The sequence below is a fragment of the Roseomonas gilardii subsp. gilardii genome (assembly GCF_023078375.1).
Classification (GTDB): Bacteria; Pseudomonadota; Alphaproteobacteria; order Acetobacterales; family Acetobacteraceae; genus Roseomonas; species Roseomonas gilardii.
Window position 1 is genome coordinate 3,566,955 of sequence record NZ_CP095554.1, and the last position, 17,144, is coordinate 3,584,098.

The 17,144-nt window shown below is 69.7% G+C and carries 19 protein-coding genes; 4 read left to right on the forward strand and 15 right to left on the reverse strand.

The window, feature by feature from the left end:
- Positions 1 to 13: 13 nt before the first annotated feature.
- A complete protein-coding gene (locus MVG78_RS16440) occupies positions 14 to 649 on the reverse strand; it encodes a DUF47 domain-containing protein (protein ID WP_247553378.1) in 636 nt (211 codons plus the stop codon).
- A 313-nt stretch (positions 650 to 962) separates the two neighbouring features.
- On the opposite strand from MVG78_RS16440, the gene MVG78_RS16445 reads away from it, so the two are divergent.
- Entirely contained in the window at positions 963 to 1,406 is a 444-nt protein-coding gene (locus MVG78_RS16445) for an NUDIX hydrolase (protein WP_247553380.1), read from the forward strand.
- Positions 1,407 to 1,439: 33 nt separating this feature from the next.
- Here the strand turns inward: MVG78_RS16445 and MVG78_RS16450 are convergent, their stop codons facing one another.
- Together MVG78_RS16450 and MVG78_RS16455 are read right to left on the reverse strand one after the other, a co-directional pair.
- Positions 1,440 to 1,967, reverse strand: coding sequence for a chromate transporter (locus tag MVG78_RS16450; RefSeq protein WP_247553382.1), 528 nt, complete (start codon positions 1,965 to 1,967; stop codon positions 1,440 to 1,442).
- Complete coding sequence (locus MVG78_RS16455; protein WP_247553383.1) at positions 1,967 to 2,587, reverse strand: chromate transporter; 621 nt, start codon at positions 2,585 to 2,587, stop codon at positions 1,967 to 1,969. Before MVG78_RS16455 ends, MVG78_RS16450 begins: the two co-directional genes overlap by 1 nt.
- Before the next feature lie 99 nt (positions 2,588 to 2,686).
- Between MVG78_RS16455 and MVG78_RS16460 the strand changes: the two genes are divergently transcribed.
- The 3 genes from MVG78_RS16460 to MVG78_RS16470 all read left to right on the forward strand — a co-directional run bounded on the left by MVG78_RS16460 (position 2,687) and on the right by MVG78_RS16470 (position 4,744).
- Positions 2,687 to 3,634, forward strand: coding sequence for a LysR family transcriptional regulator (locus MVG78_RS16460; protein WP_247553385.1), 948 nt, complete (start codon positions 2,687 to 2,689; stop codon positions 3,632 to 3,634).
- Positions 3,635 to 3,861: 227 nt separating this feature from the next.
- Complete coding sequence (locus MVG78_RS16465) at positions 3,862 to 4,125, forward strand: hypothetical protein (RefSeq protein WP_247553386.1); 264 nt, start codon at positions 3,862 to 3,864, stop codon at positions 4,123 to 4,125.
- A 253-nt stretch (positions 4,126 to 4,378) separates the two neighbouring features.
- Positions 4,379 to 4,744, forward strand: coding sequence for a GNAT family N-acetyltransferase (locus MVG78_RS16470; protein WP_247553388.1), 366 nt, complete (start codon positions 4,379 to 4,381; stop codon positions 4,742 to 4,744).
- Positions 4,745 to 4,837: 93 nt separating this feature from the next.
- Here MVG78_RS16470 and MVG78_RS16475 read toward each other — a convergent pair whose 3' ends face one another.
- The 12 genes from MVG78_RS16475 to MVG78_RS16520 all read right to left on the reverse strand — a co-directional run bounded on the left by MVG78_RS16475 (position 4,838) and on the right by MVG78_RS16520 (position 16,998).
- Positions 4,838 to 5,113 carry a hypothetical protein gene (locus MVG78_RS16475; RefSeq protein WP_247553389.1) on the reverse strand — a complete coding sequence of 92 codons (276 nt, stop codon included), beginning with the start codon at positions 5,111 to 5,113 and terminating at the stop codon, positions 4,838 to 4,840.
- Between the two features lie 109 nt (positions 5,114 to 5,222).
- Entirely contained in the window at positions 5,223 to 6,869 is a 1,647-nt protein-coding gene (locus MVG78_RS16480; protein ID WP_247553391.1) for an ABC transporter permease, read from the reverse strand.
- 4 nt (positions 6,870 to 6,873) lie between these two features.
- Positions 6,874 to 7,923, reverse strand: a complete 1,050-nt coding sequence (locus MVG78_RS16485; protein ID WP_247553393.1) for an ABC transporter substrate-binding protein — start codon at positions 7,921 to 7,923, stop codon at positions 6,874 to 6,876.
- A 194-nt stretch (positions 7,924 to 8,117) separates the two neighbouring features.
- A complete protein-coding gene (gltA, locus tag MVG78_RS16490) occupies positions 8,118 to 9,425 on the reverse strand; it encodes a citrate synthase (protein WP_247553395.1) in 1,308 nt (435 codons plus the stop codon).
- A gap of 134 nt (positions 9,426 to 9,559) precedes the next feature.
- Positions 9,560 to 10,189: a thermonuclease family protein gene (locus tag MVG78_RS16495; RefSeq protein ID WP_247553397.1), complete on the reverse strand. Its 630-nt coding sequence runs from the start codon at positions 10,187 to 10,189 to the stop codon at positions 9,560 to 9,562.
- A 76-nt stretch (positions 10,190 to 10,265) separates the two neighbouring features.
- On the reverse strand, positions 10,266 to 10,832 hold the full coding sequence (locus MVG78_RS16500; protein WP_247553406.1) for a DUF3035 domain-containing protein: 567 nt from the start codon (positions 10,830 to 10,832) through the stop codon (positions 10,266 to 10,268).
- Between the two features lie 2 nt (positions 10,833 to 10,834).
- A complete protein-coding gene (gene lspA / locus MVG78_RS16505; RefSeq protein ID WP_247553416.1) occupies positions 10,835 to 11,371 on the reverse strand; it encodes a signal peptidase II in 537 nt (178 codons plus the stop codon).
- Positions 11,371 to 14,214: an isoleucine--tRNA ligase gene (gene ileS, locus MVG78_RS16510; protein WP_247553428.1), complete on the reverse strand. Its 2,844-nt coding sequence runs from the start codon at positions 14,212 to 14,214 to the stop codon at positions 11,371 to 11,373. The genes lspA and ileS overlap by 1 nt, the downstream gene beginning before the upstream one ends.
- Before the next feature lie 503 nt (positions 14,215 to 14,717).
- Complete coding sequence (locus MVG78_RS21590) at positions 14,718 to 14,843, reverse strand: hypothetical protein (protein WP_282615016.1); 126 nt, start codon at positions 14,841 to 14,843, stop codon at positions 14,718 to 14,720.
- A gap of 105 nt (positions 14,844 to 14,948) precedes the next feature.
- Entirely contained in the window at positions 14,949 to 15,071 is a 123-nt protein-coding gene (locus MVG78_RS21595) for a hypothetical protein (protein ID WP_282615017.1), read from the reverse strand.
- 357 nt (positions 15,072 to 15,428) lie between these two features.
- Complete coding sequence (locus MVG78_RS16515; RefSeq protein ID WP_247553430.1) at positions 15,429 to 16,394, reverse strand: bifunctional riboflavin kinase/FAD synthetase; 966 nt, start codon at positions 16,392 to 16,394, stop codon at positions 15,429 to 15,431.
- A 19-nt stretch (positions 16,395 to 16,413) separates the two neighbouring features.
- Positions 16,414 to 16,998: an LOG family protein gene (locus MVG78_RS16520; protein ID WP_247553432.1), complete on the reverse strand. Its 585-nt coding sequence runs from the start codon at positions 16,996 to 16,998 to the stop codon at positions 16,414 to 16,416.
- Between the last annotated feature and the right edge of the window lie 146 nt (positions 16,999 to 17,144).

Genomic DNA, 17,144 nt, shown 5'->3' on the forward strand with positions numbered 1-17,144 from the left:
CGGGGCTTCCGGCTCAGACGTGCTCGATGACGATGCTCTCGACCTGGTTCGCGGCATCGTCGAAGAGATCGACCACCCGTTCGAGCTGGTCGAAGACCTCGCGCACCGCGATGAAGCGCATCGCCCCGTCGGGCGCCTTTTCCTCCGAGATGCGACGGAACAGCTCTGTCACGCCATCATCGTGGATGTCGTCCGCCTCGCCTTCCGCCACCCGGATGGATTCGCAGAGCGCGTTGATGCGCGCGGCGTTGTTGGTGATGTTCGACAGCAGCGGCACGGTGTCGCGCAGGATCTCGGCGCAGCGCAGGATGGTGTCGCCCATCCGTTGCATGTCCGGCCCGAATTCAGCCATGCCGAAGAAGCGGATCGTCTTGGCCGTCTTCTTCATCTGGTCCAGCGTATCGTCCATGGCGCTGATCAGGGCCTGGATGTCACCGCGGTCGAAGGGGGTGACGAAAGTGCGCCGCACCGCCTGCACGACCTCCCGCGTCACGGCGTCGGCCCGGTCCTCGGCGGCCAGGACGGCCGCGAAATGCGTGGCCGCCGCCTCCCCGCCCTGAAGCATGGCCCGCAACTCCACGGCGCCGGCCACGATCGTGGCGGAATGCTGCTGGAACAGGTCGAAGAATCGTTCCTCACGCGGAAGCATGCGGCGAAACCAGCCGAGCATCGAGCAAACCTCTGAAGAGCCGCCGCTTGCGGCCAAGGACGCGAAGCGAGGCAGGGTGCCTGGCCGCGGAGGGGGTCTTGTAACGGTCACATGGCATCCTGGCCACACTGGCTGGCCTGGATGGCCGCCCGCAAAGCTCTTTCCAGCGCCATGGCAGAGCGGTCACGCCCGGGCCGGGCAAGCGGTCCAGGCATGCATTGCATTCTTTCAACACACTACCCATTTTCGAGATTCGATCTGGCGATCGGGGGAACGACACCAGGAATGCGTGTGAAGGACACCGCCGCGTGAAATGCCGCACAAACTGAAGAAGAGACTGGGCCGTCAGTACGCGGCCCTGCCCATTGCCCAACAGGCGGGGGAGACTGTGGTGATGCTGGTCACCAGCCGCGACACGCATCGCTGGATCCTGCCAAAAGGCTGGGCGGAGAAGAACATGGCCCCACACGAACTCGCCGCCAAGGAAGCCTATGAGGAGGCCGGCCTGGTCGGCGAGGTGCTGACCGAGGCGGTGGGCTCCTACAGCTACAACAAGCGTCTGCGCAGTGGCCGCGAGGTGCCCTGCCGGGTGCAGGTCTTCCCCATGCGGGTCGAACGGCAGCTGGAGGACTGGCCGGAGCGGCAGCAGCGGGAAACCCGCTGGTTCACCCTGGACAGGGCCGCACGGATGGTGGGCGAGGATGGGCTGAGCGCCCTCCTGCTGGGCCTGATGCGCCCCCAGGGCAGCATGGCCTGACCTCGGGCGCCCACGAAGAGCCCGGGCAGAAGGTTACAGCGCCCCCAGGCCCGCCAGCCCCGCCAGGGCGCCTCCAAACAGCAACCAGAGCGGGTGCACCTTCCAGCGCAGCGGGATGATGGTGCAGGCCAGGGCGATCAGCGCCAGTCCGGCCCCTTGCACCGAAGCCTCCGTGATCACGATGCCGCTGGCCACCACCAGTCCGGAGGTCATCGGCAGCAGCCCCTCCTGCACCCAGCGGCGCCAGGGCCGGTCCCGGCTGCGGTCCCAGAGGCGCACCGCGAGGATGGTCAGGGCCGAGGACGGGATGAACTTGGCGGCGCTTGCCACCGCCAGTCCGGGCCAGCCGGCCACCGTCCAGCCGACCAGCGGCACCACCATCAGGTTCGGCCCCGGCGCCGCCTGCGCCAGCGCGAAAAGGGCACTGAACTCCTCGGCCGACATCCAGTGATGCACCTGGACCACGCGCCGCTGCATCTCCGGCAGGATGCTGTTGCCGCCGCCGAAGGCCAGCAATGACAGCTCCCCGAAGATCAGTGCGATCGAGACCAGCACCGGCATCACGGGGCGCTCCGGGAGGTCAGGCGCGTGGACAGGATGGCCAGCGGTGTCAGCACGATCATGGTAGGCAGCAGGGGCAGGCGGAAGACGGCGATGGCCAGGACGCAGATCAGCGCCACCAGGGCCGGCCAGGGACGGCGCAGCAGCGGCCGGGCGATGCGGATGCCCATGGCCAGCAGCAGCCCCGCGGCCGCTGCGGCCAGGCCGGCGAAGAAGTGCCGGACATAGGGATCGTCGTGGTAGCGGTCGTAGATCACGCCCAGCGCGATCACCACCAGCGTGGGCACCGCCAGGAGGCCGGAGATCGCCACGAGGGCGCCGGTCACGCCGCCGAAACGGTAGCCCACCGCCACCGACATGTTCACGACATTGCCGCCGGGCAGGAACTGGCAGAGGCCAAGCAGCTCGGTGAACTCCGCGTCGCTCATCCAGCGGCGCTTCTGCACGATCATGTGCCGGGCCAGAGGCAGGGCACCGCCGAAGGCTGTCATGCCCAGGCCAAGGAAACCCAGGAAGAGCTCCGCCCGCCCCGGGGCATGCCGCTCCTCCACCTCTCCATCCTGCACCAGAGCCGCCTCCATCCGCATCGCCGCCTCCATCGCGCCGGGCTTCCGGCGCACCGCCTCCGGGCCTTGGCCGGAGGCGATGGGCTACGCCTCATCCCTCATCCTGTCTAATAGATGGAACGATCCCAAGGCATATCTTCAGGATATGGCACAGTGATAGAGACGCGCCTGTTGCGGTACTTCGTGGCCGTCGCCGAATTCGGCCACCTCACCCGGGCGGCGGAACGCCTCGGCATCCGGCAGCCGCCGCTGAGCCAGCAGATCCGGCTGCTGGAACGCCAGCTCGGCGTGACGCTCTTCCTGCGGCAGCCGCGCGGCATGGCCCTGACCGAGAGCGGCGCGGCCTTCCTCGCCGAGGCGCGTGGCATCCTGCAGCGGATGGACGAGGCGGTGGCGCATGTGCGGGGCATCGCCGCCGGGGAAAGGGGGAGGATCGCCATCGGCTTCACCGGCTCGGCCGCCTTCCATCCCTTCGTCCCCAGTGTCCTGCGCCGCTTCCGGCAGTCCTCGCCGGGCGTGACCCTGGTGTTGGAGGAAAGCAGTTCCTCGGAGTTGATCCAGGCGCTGGAGACGGAGCGGCTCGATGCTGCCTTCATCCGCGCCCCGAACCTCTCCCTGCCCGGCCTGGTGGCGGAGGCCGTGCTGGAGGAACGGATGCTGGCCGCCCTGCCCGTCGCCCATCCGCTGGCGCCCCATGGACGCGGCGGCCGGCAGCCCCTGCCCCTCGCTGCCCTGCGGCACGAGACCTTCATCCTCTATCGCCGCCACAGCGGAGCAGGACTCTATGACAACATCCTGTCCGCCTGCCGCGCGGCCGGCTTCAGCCCCTCCATCGGCCAGGAGGCGCCGCGCATGCTCTCCACGCTGAGCCTCGTCGCGGCGGGACTCGGTATCTCCGTCGTGCCCGTCTCCATGCGCCGGCTGAACCTGGAAGGCGTGGCCTACCGGGCGCTGGAGCCGATGCCGGAATTGGTGGCGCCGATCCACCTCGCCTATCGCGCCGCGCCCTTGCCAGAGACCTTGCGCCGCTTCCTGGCGGAGATCCGGTGCGCGGGGCCGGACGCCAACCCGCCCGGGGGCACGGCGAAGCGGGCCGGGTGAACGAGCCGATGACACCCCTTGGTGTTACATCCCCCTCGGCAGCACCAGAAATGCTGGCGGCCCGCTCATCGGCCGCAACCCTACCGTTGCCGTCCCGCTACATTCGCGGCGATTCGTCGAGCTGCCCGTGAACAGGTCTGGAAGGCTACCCCAATGCACGACATAGTGATGCCATCACGAAAAAAGCGGGGTCCGGCATGGCGCTCGATAAAACGCCTCGCCCAGTCATGATGCGGCACAGTCGCCGTCTGTCCGATAAGCTTCTCCTGGCCTTCCATCAGGCCTGCGATCAGGGCGATGTCGAGATTGCATGGGAGTTGCTCCGGATCACGGAGAAGGCCCTGCTGAAATCCGGCCAGTACTCCGGTCCGGAACGGCGGAAGGGCGTGGAAAGCCTCGTGGCGGCCCATGAGCGCCTCTTCGAGATCCGCCTCGGCCTCGACCGTGAGAATCCCAAGGCACTGGTCCTGGCCCAGGCCGATCTGGACTGACAGCGGCACCTCGCCGGAATCCATAGGGCAGCGAACGGACCCTTGCTTCCCATGGAATCGGAGAGTGCCATGGTCACGGACCACGAATGGAAGGCTCTGGCGAACCAGGGCATGACATGATCCAGCTCCGCGAGGCGGAGGCTTGAGTCCAGGGCGTCGCTACGGAGTCGAGATCCGGGGCGCGCTGCCGGCCGACGCCGCCGATCTGGCTCTCCTTCTGCAGGAGGCCGGGCCGGCGATTCCGCCCTCACAGATGTCGGAACGACTGGAACGCCTTCTGCACGACCCCGCCAGCGCCGTTCTGGTCGCCGCCGATTATGGTCCCCTGGCCGGCGTCATCACCCTGCACTGGTATGCCACCCTGCGGGCCAGCAGACTCGTCGCGCAGATCTCCACCCTTTGCGTCGCGGAGGCGGATCGGCGGCGCGGCATCGGCCGCCTTCTGCTCAAGGCTGGTGCCCAGGCGGCGAGACAGGCCGGCTGCGACCGGCTGGAAGCCACGCCGCCGGTCCATGCCATGGCTGGCCTGGCCTTCCTGCGCGACAACGGCTTCGCTGAGGACGGCCCGGCCCTGTCGCGCGGCCTGCGCAAACGGCAGGATCAGGGTGGATCGCCGTAGGACCGCCTCGTCCGGCATCACTCGTCAGGCGTCATGCCAGGAGAGTCGCCCGAAGCGTCCCTCCCCTGGCGAGACCCGGTCCGGGCGCCCGAATCAGCGGCGCTGGCTACGGCCACGCGGCGTCGTGGCCGCCTTGGTCGTGGAGGTGTCCGTGGTGTCGGTGCTGGCAGCAGGGGTATCGCCCACCGCCGGAAGGCCACGCGACTGGTCATAGGCGGCCTGCGCGCACTTCTCGATGGCGTAGAGCGTCTGCCACTTTTCCTTGCAGGCTGGCCGGTATGCCTCCAACGGGTCCACCACCTCCGGCGCCTTCGGCGTGGTGGAGCATCCGGCCAGGGCGACCAGAAGAACCAGAGCGATCTTCTTCATTGCTGTCTCGTGGTGAAACTCTGAGGCGTCTCATAGGCTGCTCGAAGGTCGCACGGCAACCGCCTCAATTCACTTGCAAGAGCCCGGATGCGGATTCCCCGCGCCTGTCTCATGGCCGCCACGGCAAGGTGCCATCCGGCAACCGCCGAGCGAAGAGGCTGGCCAGGGCCATCAACCCGGCCACCAGAAGCAGCGCCACCAGCGACACCGCCGCCGCCTGCGGCCCATCGCCCCCATCCTGGAGGTTGAAGACCAGCACGCCCAGGGTCTGCGTGCCCGGGCCGTGCAGCAGGGTGGAGATCGTCACTTCGTTCACCGCCTGGAGTGCCACCAGGATGCCCCCCGCGGCCAGCCCCGGCGTCAGGGGCGGCAGGTGGACGGAGCGCAGGCGGGACCAGAGCCCCGCCCCCATGCCGCGCGCCGCGAAATCCAGCAGCGGGTCGAGCCGCGCGGCGGCCGCGGCGGCGGGACGCAGGGCCATGGCCTGGAACCGCGCCAGATAGGCGAAAAGGATCAGTGCCAGCGTGCCATAGGCCCAGCCGCCGAAGGGGGTGGACAGGACCAGCAGCAGCGCCGCGACACCGGTGCAGGCCCCCGGCAGGGCATAGGAGAGATCGGCCCCGATCGCCCCGACACGGACCGCCCGGCCACGCAGCGAGATCGCCACCGGCAGCGCGGCCAGGGCCAGGATCAGCGCCGCCAGGGCGGAAAGCAGCAGGGAATTGCCCAGCGCCGCCATGGTCTGTGACCCCGGCGCGAAGGCCGCGGCCCAGTGTCGCAGCGTGGCCGTGCCGGCGGAGATCGGCACGCCGAAGGCCGGTACCAGCGAAGCCGCGAGCAGCGACAGCAACGGTACCAGCAGGACCAGGACGAGGCCCAGCCAGAGCAGGGCCACACTCAGGCGCGCCCCATGCCCGGCCGGCAGGGGCTCGAAAGGCTTGCCGGATGGCAGGGACGAGGCCCGGATCGCCATCCGCTGCGCCAGCAGGCCCGGCGCGGCCAGCGCGGCGAGCAGCAGCGACAGCGCCGCCGACTGCCCCAGCGCGCCGGTGCCGGCGCCGGACAGCCGCTGCCAGATCAGGATCGGCAGGGTGATCCAGCGCGCTGGGATGCCCAGTAGGGCGGCCACGCCGAAATTGCCCAGCGCCGCGATCCAGGCGAGCCCCGCCCCGGCCAGCAGGCCGGGCAGGAGCAGCGGCCAGACGACGTGGCGCAGCGCCTCCGCCCGGCTGGCGCCGAGGCCGCGCGCGGCGGCCAGGTTCTCCCCCGGCACGCGCCGCAGCACCGCCGCCATGGCCAGCAGCACCAGCGGCGCCCCTTGCAGGCCGAGCAGCGCGATCATGCCGCCAGGGCCATAGAGCGGGTTCGGCGTGCCCAGCGGCGGGGCGATGCCCAGGGCGAGAAGCAGTGGCGAGGACGGTCCCGCCGCCTGCGAGAAGGCCAAAGCGAGGACCTGCGGCGGCACCAGGGCCGGCAGGATGCAGAGGAAGAGCAGGACCCGCCGCCCGGGCGGGGCGCGCAGCAGGAGCAGCGAGACCAGCGCCATGCCGAGCAGGCATGCCAGCAGGCAGGCGCCGGCGGCCACCATCAGCGTGCGCCATGTGGCACGCCAGACGGCCGCATCGGCAGGCAGCAGGGCGAGGGCTGGGCCGGTCGCCTCGCTCAGGAGCCGCAGCAGCGGCGCCGCGCCAACCAGGACCAGCCAGGCCAGCGCGAGGAGCGCCAGCCAGCGGGAAGGCAGCAGGGTTGGGTTCAAGCGTCTATTCGATCAGATCGTTGAAGCGGCGCAGGTCCGCCTCGTTCTCCTTCGCCGCGCGTGCCGCGTCCAGGGGCAGGATCTTGATGGAGTGCGGATCGGGGAAGCCCGCTGGCGGCGTGACCTCCGGATCGGCAGGCAGGAAGCCCTGCTTGGCCGCCAGTTCCTGGCCCTCGCGCGACAGCAGGAAGGACACGAAGGCCACGGCCGCCGGTGCGTTCCTGGTGGTGGACAGGATCGCGGCGGGCTCGGTGACGGCGCTCACCCCGTCCTCCGGGAAGACGAAGCGGACGGGGGCGCCGCGCGCGGATTCGCGCAGGGCGAGGTAGTCCACGGCGATGCCATAGGCACGCTCGCCGCTGGCCACCGCCTGCAGCACCTGCCCGTTGCCGCCGCGCGGCTGCAGACCCTGCTTCGCCAGCTTTCCGAGATAGTCCCAGCCCAGGCCCGGCGCCTGCACCATGGCGGCGATATGCAGCGCCGCCGCGCCCGAGACGCTGGGCGACGGCATGGCGATCAGGTTGCGCGCCTCTGGCCGCAGCAGGTCGGCCCAGATCTTCGGCGCGAAGGGCGCGCGGGTGTTGTAGACGATGCCGGTGGTGATCAGCTTGGTCGCGAAATAGCGGCGCTTCGGGTCCAGCAGGGCGGCCGGCACGCTCCCGGTCCGCACCTCGGGGCTCTCGCGCAGCCGCCCCTCGGCGGCCAGGGATTCGAAGGTCAGCGCGTCGGCCAGCAACAGCACGTCGGCGCGCGGGCTCCCGGCGGCGATCTCGGCGCGCAGCCGGGGCAGGATCTGGTTGGTGCCGCCACGCAGCCATTCCACCGTCACACCGGGATAGCGCTGGCGGAAGGCCTCCACCGTCGCCGCCGCGTCGGGCTCCAACTGGCTGGTATAGAGGGTCAGGCTGCCCGAGATGGGCTGGGTCTGGGGCTGGGGCTGCGTCTGGGCCAGGGCCGCGCCGCCCGCCATGACAAGGCCGGTCGCCGCGAGGCCGGTGGCCATGAGGCCGGCGGTGGCCAGGCGGGTGCCCAGGAGCAGGAATTGGCGGCGCATGATCGTCTCGCGAAGGAAGGGACCGGGGCGGTTGATGGATTGCCCGCCGATCGCTGAAAAGCCCCCTCGCATGAAGACTTCGTGACACCGCATCGCAGCAAGACAGGTCTGAAGGGAAAACCCCGCCGCGGCCGGGCCGGGCGGGGTTTCCATGTCGTGGTCCAGGCCCGCAGGGGCGGCCCTGGAGGAAAGGCTCAGCCGCGCTCGGTGAGCGGCGTGAAGTCGCGCTTGACGGAACCCGTATAGACCTGGCGCGGGCGGCCGATGCGCTGCGTCGGGTCCTCGATCATCTCCTTCCACTGGCTCACCCAGCCGACGGTGCGCGCCACCGCGAAGAGCACGGTGAACATGCTGGTCGGGATGCCCATCGCCTTGAGGATGATGCCCGAGTAGAAATCGACATTCGGGTAGAGCTTGCGCTGGATGAAATAGTCGTCGTGCAGCGCGATCCGCTCCAGCTCCACGGCGAGGTCGAGCAGCGGCTCGTCCTTGATGCCGAGCTCGTTCAGGACTTCATGGCAGGTGGCCTGCATGATCTTCGCGCGGGGGTCGAAGTTCTTGTAGACGCGGTGCCCGAAGCCCATCAGCTTCACGCCGGAGTTCTTGTCCTTCACCTTCTCGATGAAGGCGGGGATGTTCTCGACGCTGCCGATCTCGCCCAGCATCTTCAGCACCGCCTCATTGGCGCCGCCATGCGCGGGGCCCCAGAGCGCCGCGATGCCGGCGGCGATACAGGCGAAGGGGTTGGCGCCCGTCGAACCCGCCAGACGCACCGTGGAGGTGGAGGCGTTCTGCTCGTGGTCGGCATGCAGGACCAGGATGCGGTCCATGGCGCGCGACAGGACCGGGTTGACCTTGTACTCCTCCGCCGGCACGGCGTTGAGCATGTAGAGGAAGTTCTCCGCATAGCTCAGGTCGTTGCGCGGGTACACGAAGGGCTGGCCGATCGAGTACTTGTAGGCCCAGGCGGCGATGGTCGGCAGCTTGGCGATCAGGCGGAAGGCGCTGATCTCGCGCTGCTTCTCGTCGTTGATGTCCAGGCTGTCGTGGTAGAAGGCGGACATGGCGCCCACCACGCCGCAGATGATCGCCATCGGGTGGGCGTCGCGGCGGAAGCCGTCGTAGAAGCGGCGGAGCTGCTCGTGCAGCATGGTGTGCATCGTCACACCGTGCTTGAACTCCTTGAGCTGCTTCTCGTTCGGCAGCTCTCCGTGGAGCAGGAGGTAGCAGACCTCCACGAAATCCGACTTCTCGGCCAGCTGCTCGATGGGATAGCCGCGATAGAGCAGCACCCCCTCATCGCCATCGATGTAGGTGATCTTGCTCTCGCAGGCCGCGGTCATGCCGAAGCCGGGGTCGAAGGTGAAGACCCCGAGATCGGCATAGATCTTCCGGATGTCCGCGACGGAGGGGCCGATGGAGCCAGGAACCAGGGGAGCGGAACTACTCTTGTTCGTCCCGTCCAGCGTGATCGTGACCGACCCGTGACCGCTGTTGCTCATGCTTGGCTCCTCATTGCCTCCCGTACCGTCAGGGTCCGGGATCATGTTATGCTGCGGCGCAAATATGCGCCGACAATCCGTCTTGTCCACCGCTCCGGCCCACCGCCAGGGCCGGCACCGGCCAGCGGTGGACCCTACCGGCGGTCCCTCCATTCCTCGGGCGGTACGACTCCATCGGCCCAGAGGCCCCGCCCCGCCTGACGCGCCCGGGCCTCGGCCTCGGAGAAATTCTCCGAACTCGCGAGGGCCCATCCCGAAGACACCAGCATGGCGTTCAAAACCTTGCCGTTTGCTTCACAGACGGCCAGCGGACGGCGAAACACATCCTGCCCGTGCAACTCGCAGACAAGGGCATGGTTCGCCACCAGATGGGCAAGCCGGTCCGCCGCAGCCACGCCGCAATCGAAACCCTGGCCCGCCGTATCGGCACAGGTTTCCCCACGCGATGGCGCCTGGAGCCCCTCCAGCCGCACCACCTGCCCCTGCAGCCGCAGGGTTTCCCCATCCACCACATGGATGTCCGTGGGCTCGGCCTGGAGCGGCCCTTCCGGCAGCGGCGAGGCGGCCGGGGCCGCGGCCCGCGGGGTGAGGCCCGGTACGGCGGCCAGGATCGGGCGGACCTGCCCGGCGAGGCCAGGCCCGTCGAAGGCGTACAGGAAGGCGCCACCGGCGGCGAGCAACAGGACGCCCAGGCCGAGCAGCAGCGGGGCGCGGCGGCGCTGCGGCCTGCGATGGGAATGGAAGATCTTTTTCGGGCGTGCCACGGCGCGGAGCCCTACCAAAGCCATAAGGGACCGGGAAGCGGGAAAACGCCCCTCCCCGGCCGGTCGGAACATGGGCTCAGAACAGCCCGTCGAAGATGCCGCGCTCCTTGCGCTGGATGATCGGCGTTTCGCCATCCCCCGGCGGCCGGCCCAGGGCGAAGTTCTCGCGCAGGCGCTGGCTTTCCTTCTGCGGGTCCACCACCACGCCCGGCGGCGGCGGGTCGCGCCAGAACATCAGCCGGTCCACCACGGTCTGGCTCGGCTGGTTCAGCCGCAGGCTCTCCTCGTCCACCCGGCGGCGGATGGCGGGATCGACCGTCCCGCCGGCGCTGGCGACGAGCGCGCTCTCGCCCGAGGACTGGCGGCTCGACTGGGTGGATTCGAGGACGGCGCCGGGCACCAGCGCGCTTTCCCCCTGCTCGCGGGCCGACAGCTCCTGCGGCCGTGGCGCGCCGGGGCGCGGCACGGGCAGGTTGTTCATGTCCGGCGGCAGCGAGAGCGGCGCGCGGGTCACCACCTGGAACTCGTCCGGGGCGTCCCGGGTGAAGCCCAGGGTACGGGCCGTGTCACCGCCGCATCCGGCGAGCAGGCCGAGGGAAAGGGCGGCCGGCAGGGCCAGGGCCACGGTCCGGCGTTGGGGCATCCTCATACGGGCTCCTTAGCCACGCCGTCGCGTCCGGTCGAGGGGGGACGGAACACTGCATCCGCCACCAGGGCGATCACGCCCAGCACGATGGCCGCGTCGGCGATATTGAAGACGTACCAGTGCCACCCCCAGAAGGAGGCGTCGACGAAGTCGAAGACCGCGCCGAAGCGCAGCCGGTCGATCACATTGCCCACGGCGCCGCCGATCACCGCGCCCAGCGCCACCGCCACCGGCCTGGTCTCGGCCCGGGCCATCCAGCGCAGCAGGATCACCGTGATCACCAGCGCCAGCCCGGCCAGCAACCAGCCATGCCAGGGCGCGTCCCCAGCCATGAGGCCGAAGGTGACGCCCCGGTTCCAGACCATGGACAGGCCCAGGCTGAAGGGCCCCGCCGAGAGGAGCGGGACATGCCCCAGTTCGGGAAGGCGCAGGACCTCTCCCATCCACCACTTGCTCGCCTGGTCGGCCGCCAGGACCAGCACGGCGGCCAGCAGGCCCAGGGGCACCATACGGGAGGGATTCGCGGAACTGGCCATCAGGCGACGGCGGCCTCGCAGCGCAGGCACAGGTCGGCATGGCGGCGGCCCGGCTGCCCCACTTCCGGCAGCACCCGCCAGCAGCGGGCGCATTTCGCGCCTTCGGCCGGGCGGAATTCCGCGGCGGGCGTCTCCGCCCCCGGCGCCAGCGCGAAGCCGGAGGTGATGCAGGTCTCGGCCCAGAGCTCCGGCGCGAGCAGCCCGGAATCGGCCTCGGGCAGGGCCAGGACCGGCGCGGCCTGGAGGCTGGAGCCGATGGTGCCGGCGGCGCGGGCCTTCTCCAGCTCCGCCGTCACCACGCCGCGCAGTTCGCGCACCCGGGCCCATTTCGTGGCCAGGGCCTCGTCCCGCCATGCCGCCGGAACCTCGGGGAAGAGCTGGAGGTGGACGGAGTCGCTCTCCGAGGGGAAGCGGGCCAGCCAGGCTTCCTCCGCCGTGAAGGGCAGGACCGGAGCCAGCCAGGTGGCGAGGCAGCGGTGCAGCACATCCAGCACGGTGCGGGCGGCGCGCCGGCGCGGGCTGTCCGCCGCGTCGCAGTAGAGGCTGTCCTTGCGGATGTCGAAATAGAAAGCCGAGAGGTCGGCGGCGCAGAAGGCATGGATCTCCGGCACCACGCCGGACCAGTCATAGCTCTCGACCGCCTTGCGGATGCGGGCATCGAGCTGGGTCAGCCGGTGCAGCACCCAGCGTTCCAGCTCCGGCAGCTCGGCATGGGGCACGCGCTCGGCCTCGGAGAAGCCGTCGAGATTGCCCAGCAGCCAGCGCAGCGTGTTGCGCAACCGGCGGTAGAGTTCCGCCGTCTGCTCCAGGATGCGCGGGCCGATGCGCTGGTCCTCGGTGGTGTCCGCGTTCATCACCCAGAGGCGCAGGATGTCGGCGCCGTATTTCCTGGTGACTTCCTGTGGGGCGGTGACGTTGCCCAGCGACTTGGACATCTTCCGCCCGGACTCGTCGAGCGTGAAGCCATGCGTCAGCAGCGCCTTGTAGGGCGCCACGCCGCGGGTGCCGATGCTTTCCAGCAGGGAGGAATGGAACCAGCCGCGATGCTGGTCCGACCCCTCCAGATAAAGGTCCGCCGGGAAGGGCAGGCCGCGCTCCGGCGTCAGGGTGAAGGCATGGGTCGAGCCGGACTCGAACCACACATCCACGATATCCATGACCTGCTCGTAGTCGTCCGGGTTCCGGCCGTTGCCCAGGAAACGGGCCGCGGCACCCGGCTTGTACCAGGCATCCGCCCCCTCCTCGCGGAAGGCGCAGGTCACGCGCTCCAGCACCGCCGGGTCGCGCAGCGGCTCACCCGTGCGCTTCTCCACGAAGACGGGGATGGGCACGCCCCAGGCGCGCTGGCGGCTGATGCACCAGTCCGGCCGGGCCGCGACCATGGAGGTGATGCGGTTGCGCCCGACCTCCGGCACGAAATGGGTGACGGCCAGCGCGTCCAGCGCCTTGGCGCGGATCTGGTTGCCGTCATCCATGGCGATGAACCATTGCGGCGTGGCGCGGAAGATCACCGGCTTCTTGGAGCGCCAGGAATGCGGGTAGGAATGCCGCAGCGAGCCCTTGGCGGCCAGCGTGCCCATGCTCTCCATGGCGGCCCAGACGGGCTCGTGCGCCTTGAAGACATGGATGCCGGTGAAGCCCGGCGACTGCACCGAATAGGTGCCGTCGTCGTTCACCGTCTCCGGCACCGGCAGGCCGAACTGGCGGCCGAGGTTGAAGTCGTCCTCGCCGTGGCCCGGGGCGATATGGACGAAGCCGGTGCCCGCATCGGCGGTGACGAAGTCGCCCGGCAGCAGCGGCACGTCGAAGTCGTAGCCGCCCGTCCCTCCCTGGGCCGCCGGCGCCCAGCCGCGCAGCGGATGCGCCAGCACGGTGCCCGCCAGCTCCGCGCCCTTGAAGACGCGGCGGATGGAATGGGCGCCGAGGCCGGCCTCCTTCGCGAAGGCTTCCAGCAGCGGCAGGGCGATCAGCAGGTTCTCGCCGACCTTCAGCAGCGATCCCTCGGCCACGCCCTCCACATGCAGCAGGGCGTAGTCGATCTCCTCCCCATAGGCGACGGCGCGGTTGCCCGGCATGGTCCAGGGCGTGGTGGTCCAGATCACCACGCTGGCCCCCACCGCCGCCTCGACCGGGGAGCGCAGCACGCGGAAGCGGGCATGCAGCGTCGGGCTGGTATGGTCGTGGTACTCGACCTCGGCATCGGCCAGGGCGGTCCTCTCGACCGGGCTCCACATCACCGGGCGCAGGCCACGGTAGAGCGAGCCGTTCAGCAGGAACTTGCCGATCTCGCCCGCGATCACCGCCTCGGAGGGAAAGTTCATCGTGGCGTAGGGGTGCTCCCAGTCGCCGAGCACGCCCAGGCGCTGGAACTCCTCCCGCTGCACGTTCAGCCAGTGGCCGGCATAGGCGCGGCACTCGGCCCGGAAGTCGAGGATGGGCACGGCATCCTTGTCGAGGCCCTTCTTGCGGTACTCCTCCTCGACCTTCCACTCGATCGGCAGGCCGTGGCAGTCCCAGCCGGGGACATAGTTCGCGTCGCGGCCCGACATCTGGGCGGCGCGGTTGATCACGTCCTTGAGGATCTTGTTCAGGGCGTGCCCGATATGCAGCGGCCCGTTCGCATAGGGCGGGCCGTCATGCAGCACGAATTTCGGCATCCCGGCGGATTGCGCGCGCAGCCGGTCGCGCAGCCCCTGCGCCTTCCAGCGCTCCAGCCAGCCGGGTTCGCGCTTCGGCAGGTCGCCCTTCATCGGGAAGGGGGTGCGCGGCAGGAAGACGGTGTCGCGCCAATCCCGCCCTGGAGCGGTGTCGGGGGCGGTCTCGGGGGTGGGGGCGTCGTTCATCGAGGCAGTTCCGGGCGGTCGGCCATGGCAATGGCGGGGGAAGGCGCGAAGGACAAGGGAAACCCGGCCCTCAGCCGAGGGCCGGGCGGATAATTCGCGCTGTGTGCCGCCTGGACATGGGCGCCTTATGGGGAGGCCGGTCCGTTCCGGTCAAGTCGCGCGCCGCGGCCACGATCCTACCCCGGGAGAGGCACGAAGGCGGCAATGCGGGACCACCTGGCGGAAAGCCCCGGAAGGGAGATCCGGCCGGGAAACCTGGCCGGGGGAACCCGATGAGGCGGAGGGTAGGGAAAGCGATGGGCCGGGCGGAAAGCCTTTGCCGCCGGGTCAGGCCCTTCCCGGTGCGCCGGGCGCAGGCCAGGGGAAGGCCAGGGGAAGGAAAGAGAAGGGCCGGAAAGGCCCGGAACGCGATCGCGGGGAAATTTCCGGACGGCCCGTCGCCGGACAGCCGCTGGCGGCACGGTATGGGACCGGCCCCTTGAGGACCGGTCCTACCGGGCTTTTTACTGGGCCGTGCGGGCCGCGCTGTCCAGCAGGCTGGCAGGCAGGCGGTCCATGCGCTGGCGGGCCACGATGTTGCCGACAAGGGAAACGCCCAGGGCGGCGATGCTAAGCACGAGAGCGAACATGGCAGGTAGCTCCTTCGGTCCAGGCCGGCGGAGAAGGCGCTGCGCCATCGTCCATCCGGCAAGACACCATGGGGGCGCCGGCGAAAAGGCCGGAGCCCGTTTCGGTCAGTCGGCCATCCGCAGGCGCGACGGCAGGCCATTCGGGTAAAGCGTGCTCATCACGACCTGAGCGGCGACATTGCCGCCGGCGAGAGCCGCGAGAACAGCAACGAACACGACTTCAAGCATTAGGATGACCTCTTGGCTGGGCCGGTCTGGTCCGGCCCTCGATCTGGTCATCAAGATGCTTCGCTGCATCGCGTCATTCAAGCATAAACGGCGCTATACGCCCCGCCCTTCTTGAATACCTGAAATGGCCCCAAGTCAAAATCCGCCGTGTCTTATGTAAGTTCCGAGGCGTTTGTCTTATGAATGACTTTCCTATCTATATCATTGGTTATATAGAACACAGATCCGCCAATCCGGCCTTGGCCAGGGGGGCGGCCAAGGCCGGAAGCCCGGCCACGACAAGAAATTGCCGCCCATGGGGCGCCGTTGCCGGCCGTCCCGTGGCGGGAGCGGCGCCCAGGCTCCCGGGATGGGAGCCTATGGGGCAGGTTTCTCCTGGCCCAGCACATGCCGGGCATCCTCGGCATCCTGGGCGATGGCGGCCTTCAGTTCCTCCAGTCCGGAGAAGGTCGCATCCGCGCGCAGGAAGCTGACCAGCTTCACCCGGATCTCCTGGCCGTAAAGGTCGCCGGAGAAGTCGAAGAGATGCACCTCCAGCCGGGTCTGCGGGTCCCCGCCCAGGGTGGGGCGGCGCCCGATATTGGCGACACCCTTCGCCTCGCTCCCGTCCGGCAGTGCCACCGTCACGGCGTAGACGCCGCGCGCCGGCTCCAGATGCCGCCCGAGCCAGAGATTGGCCGTGGGCCAGCCCAGGACGCGGCCCAGCTTGTCGCCATGCACGACCTCGCCCGCGATCTCCCAGACCCGGCCCAGGTCGCGCGTCGCGCGCTCGGGATAGCCGTCCTGCAGGGCGCGGCGGATGCGGGTGGAGGAAATGGTCCCCTCCGCATCCGCCACCGGCGGCGCCACAGACAGGCCGATGCCACGCGCCTCCGCCGCCTGAGCCAGGAAGGCAATGTTGCCGCCCCGCCGGTGCCCGAAGGCGAAGTCGGCGCCGCAGGCCAGGTGCCGAGCCCCGATCCCGCGATGCAGCACCTGCTCCACGAAATCCTCGGCGCTCATCGCCGCCAGTTCCGGCCCGAAGGGCAGCGCGTAGACGATGCGGCAACCCGCCGCCGCCAGCGCCCGCCGCTTCGCCGGCAAAGGTGTCAGCCGGAAGGGCGGGTCGTCCGGGCGGAAATACTCGCGCGGATGCGGCTCGAACGTCAGGGCCGCCAAGGGCAGGTCGGGCCGTGCGGCATGGGCCGCGCCCAGCACCGCCCGGTGGCCGAGATGCACGCCGTCGAAATTGCCCAGCGCCACGGCCGCGCCGCGCGCCGCCGCCGGCACGTCGCGCCAGTCCGTGAGCAACAGGCAATCCACCTCGGGGACAGGCTGGGTCATGACCGGTATCCGCGCCCGCTCAGGCCTGGGCCGGGCTGACGATCCAGCGCGTCACCTCCGGCGGACGGAAGGCAGCCAGCATGTCCAGCGCCTGGTCCGGCGTTTCCGCCCGCATGGCGAGGAGGCGGTGCTCGGGCCTCAGGAAGCCCTCCGCCTGCATCCCGTCCAGCGCCTTCATGAGATGCATCCAGTAGCCATCGACATCGAGGAAGACCGCGCCCTTGGTATGCAGGCCGAGCTGCGACCAGGTCAGGACCTCGAAGACCTCCTCCATCGTGCCGAAGCCGCCGGGCAGGATCACGAAGCCGTCCGACAGCTCCGCCATCATCGCCTTGCGCTCATGCATCGAGTGCACGACATGCAGCCGCGTCACGGAACCGTGCCCGACCTCGCGCTGTATCAGCGCCTCGGGGATCACCCCGTCCACCTCGGAGCCGTTCGCCAGGGCGGCATCGGCCACCACGCCCATCAGCCCGACCTTGCCGCCGCCATAGACCAGATCCAGCCCCCGCCTCGCGATCGCCTCGCCCAGGGCGCGGGCGGTCTCGGCATAGACCGGGCGGGCACCGCTGCTGGCCCCGCAGAACACACAGATACGCTTCAACGTCTTCGTCTCTTCCATGGCCCTGATCTAAGGGCATCGGCGGCGCGGGGGAAAGCGCGCCGGGATGACGATCCGCTCAGATACGGCCCCGCGAATCCCGGCCCGCCCTGGTGGACAAGCCGGGCGGGCGGCGCGACACAGCCTGC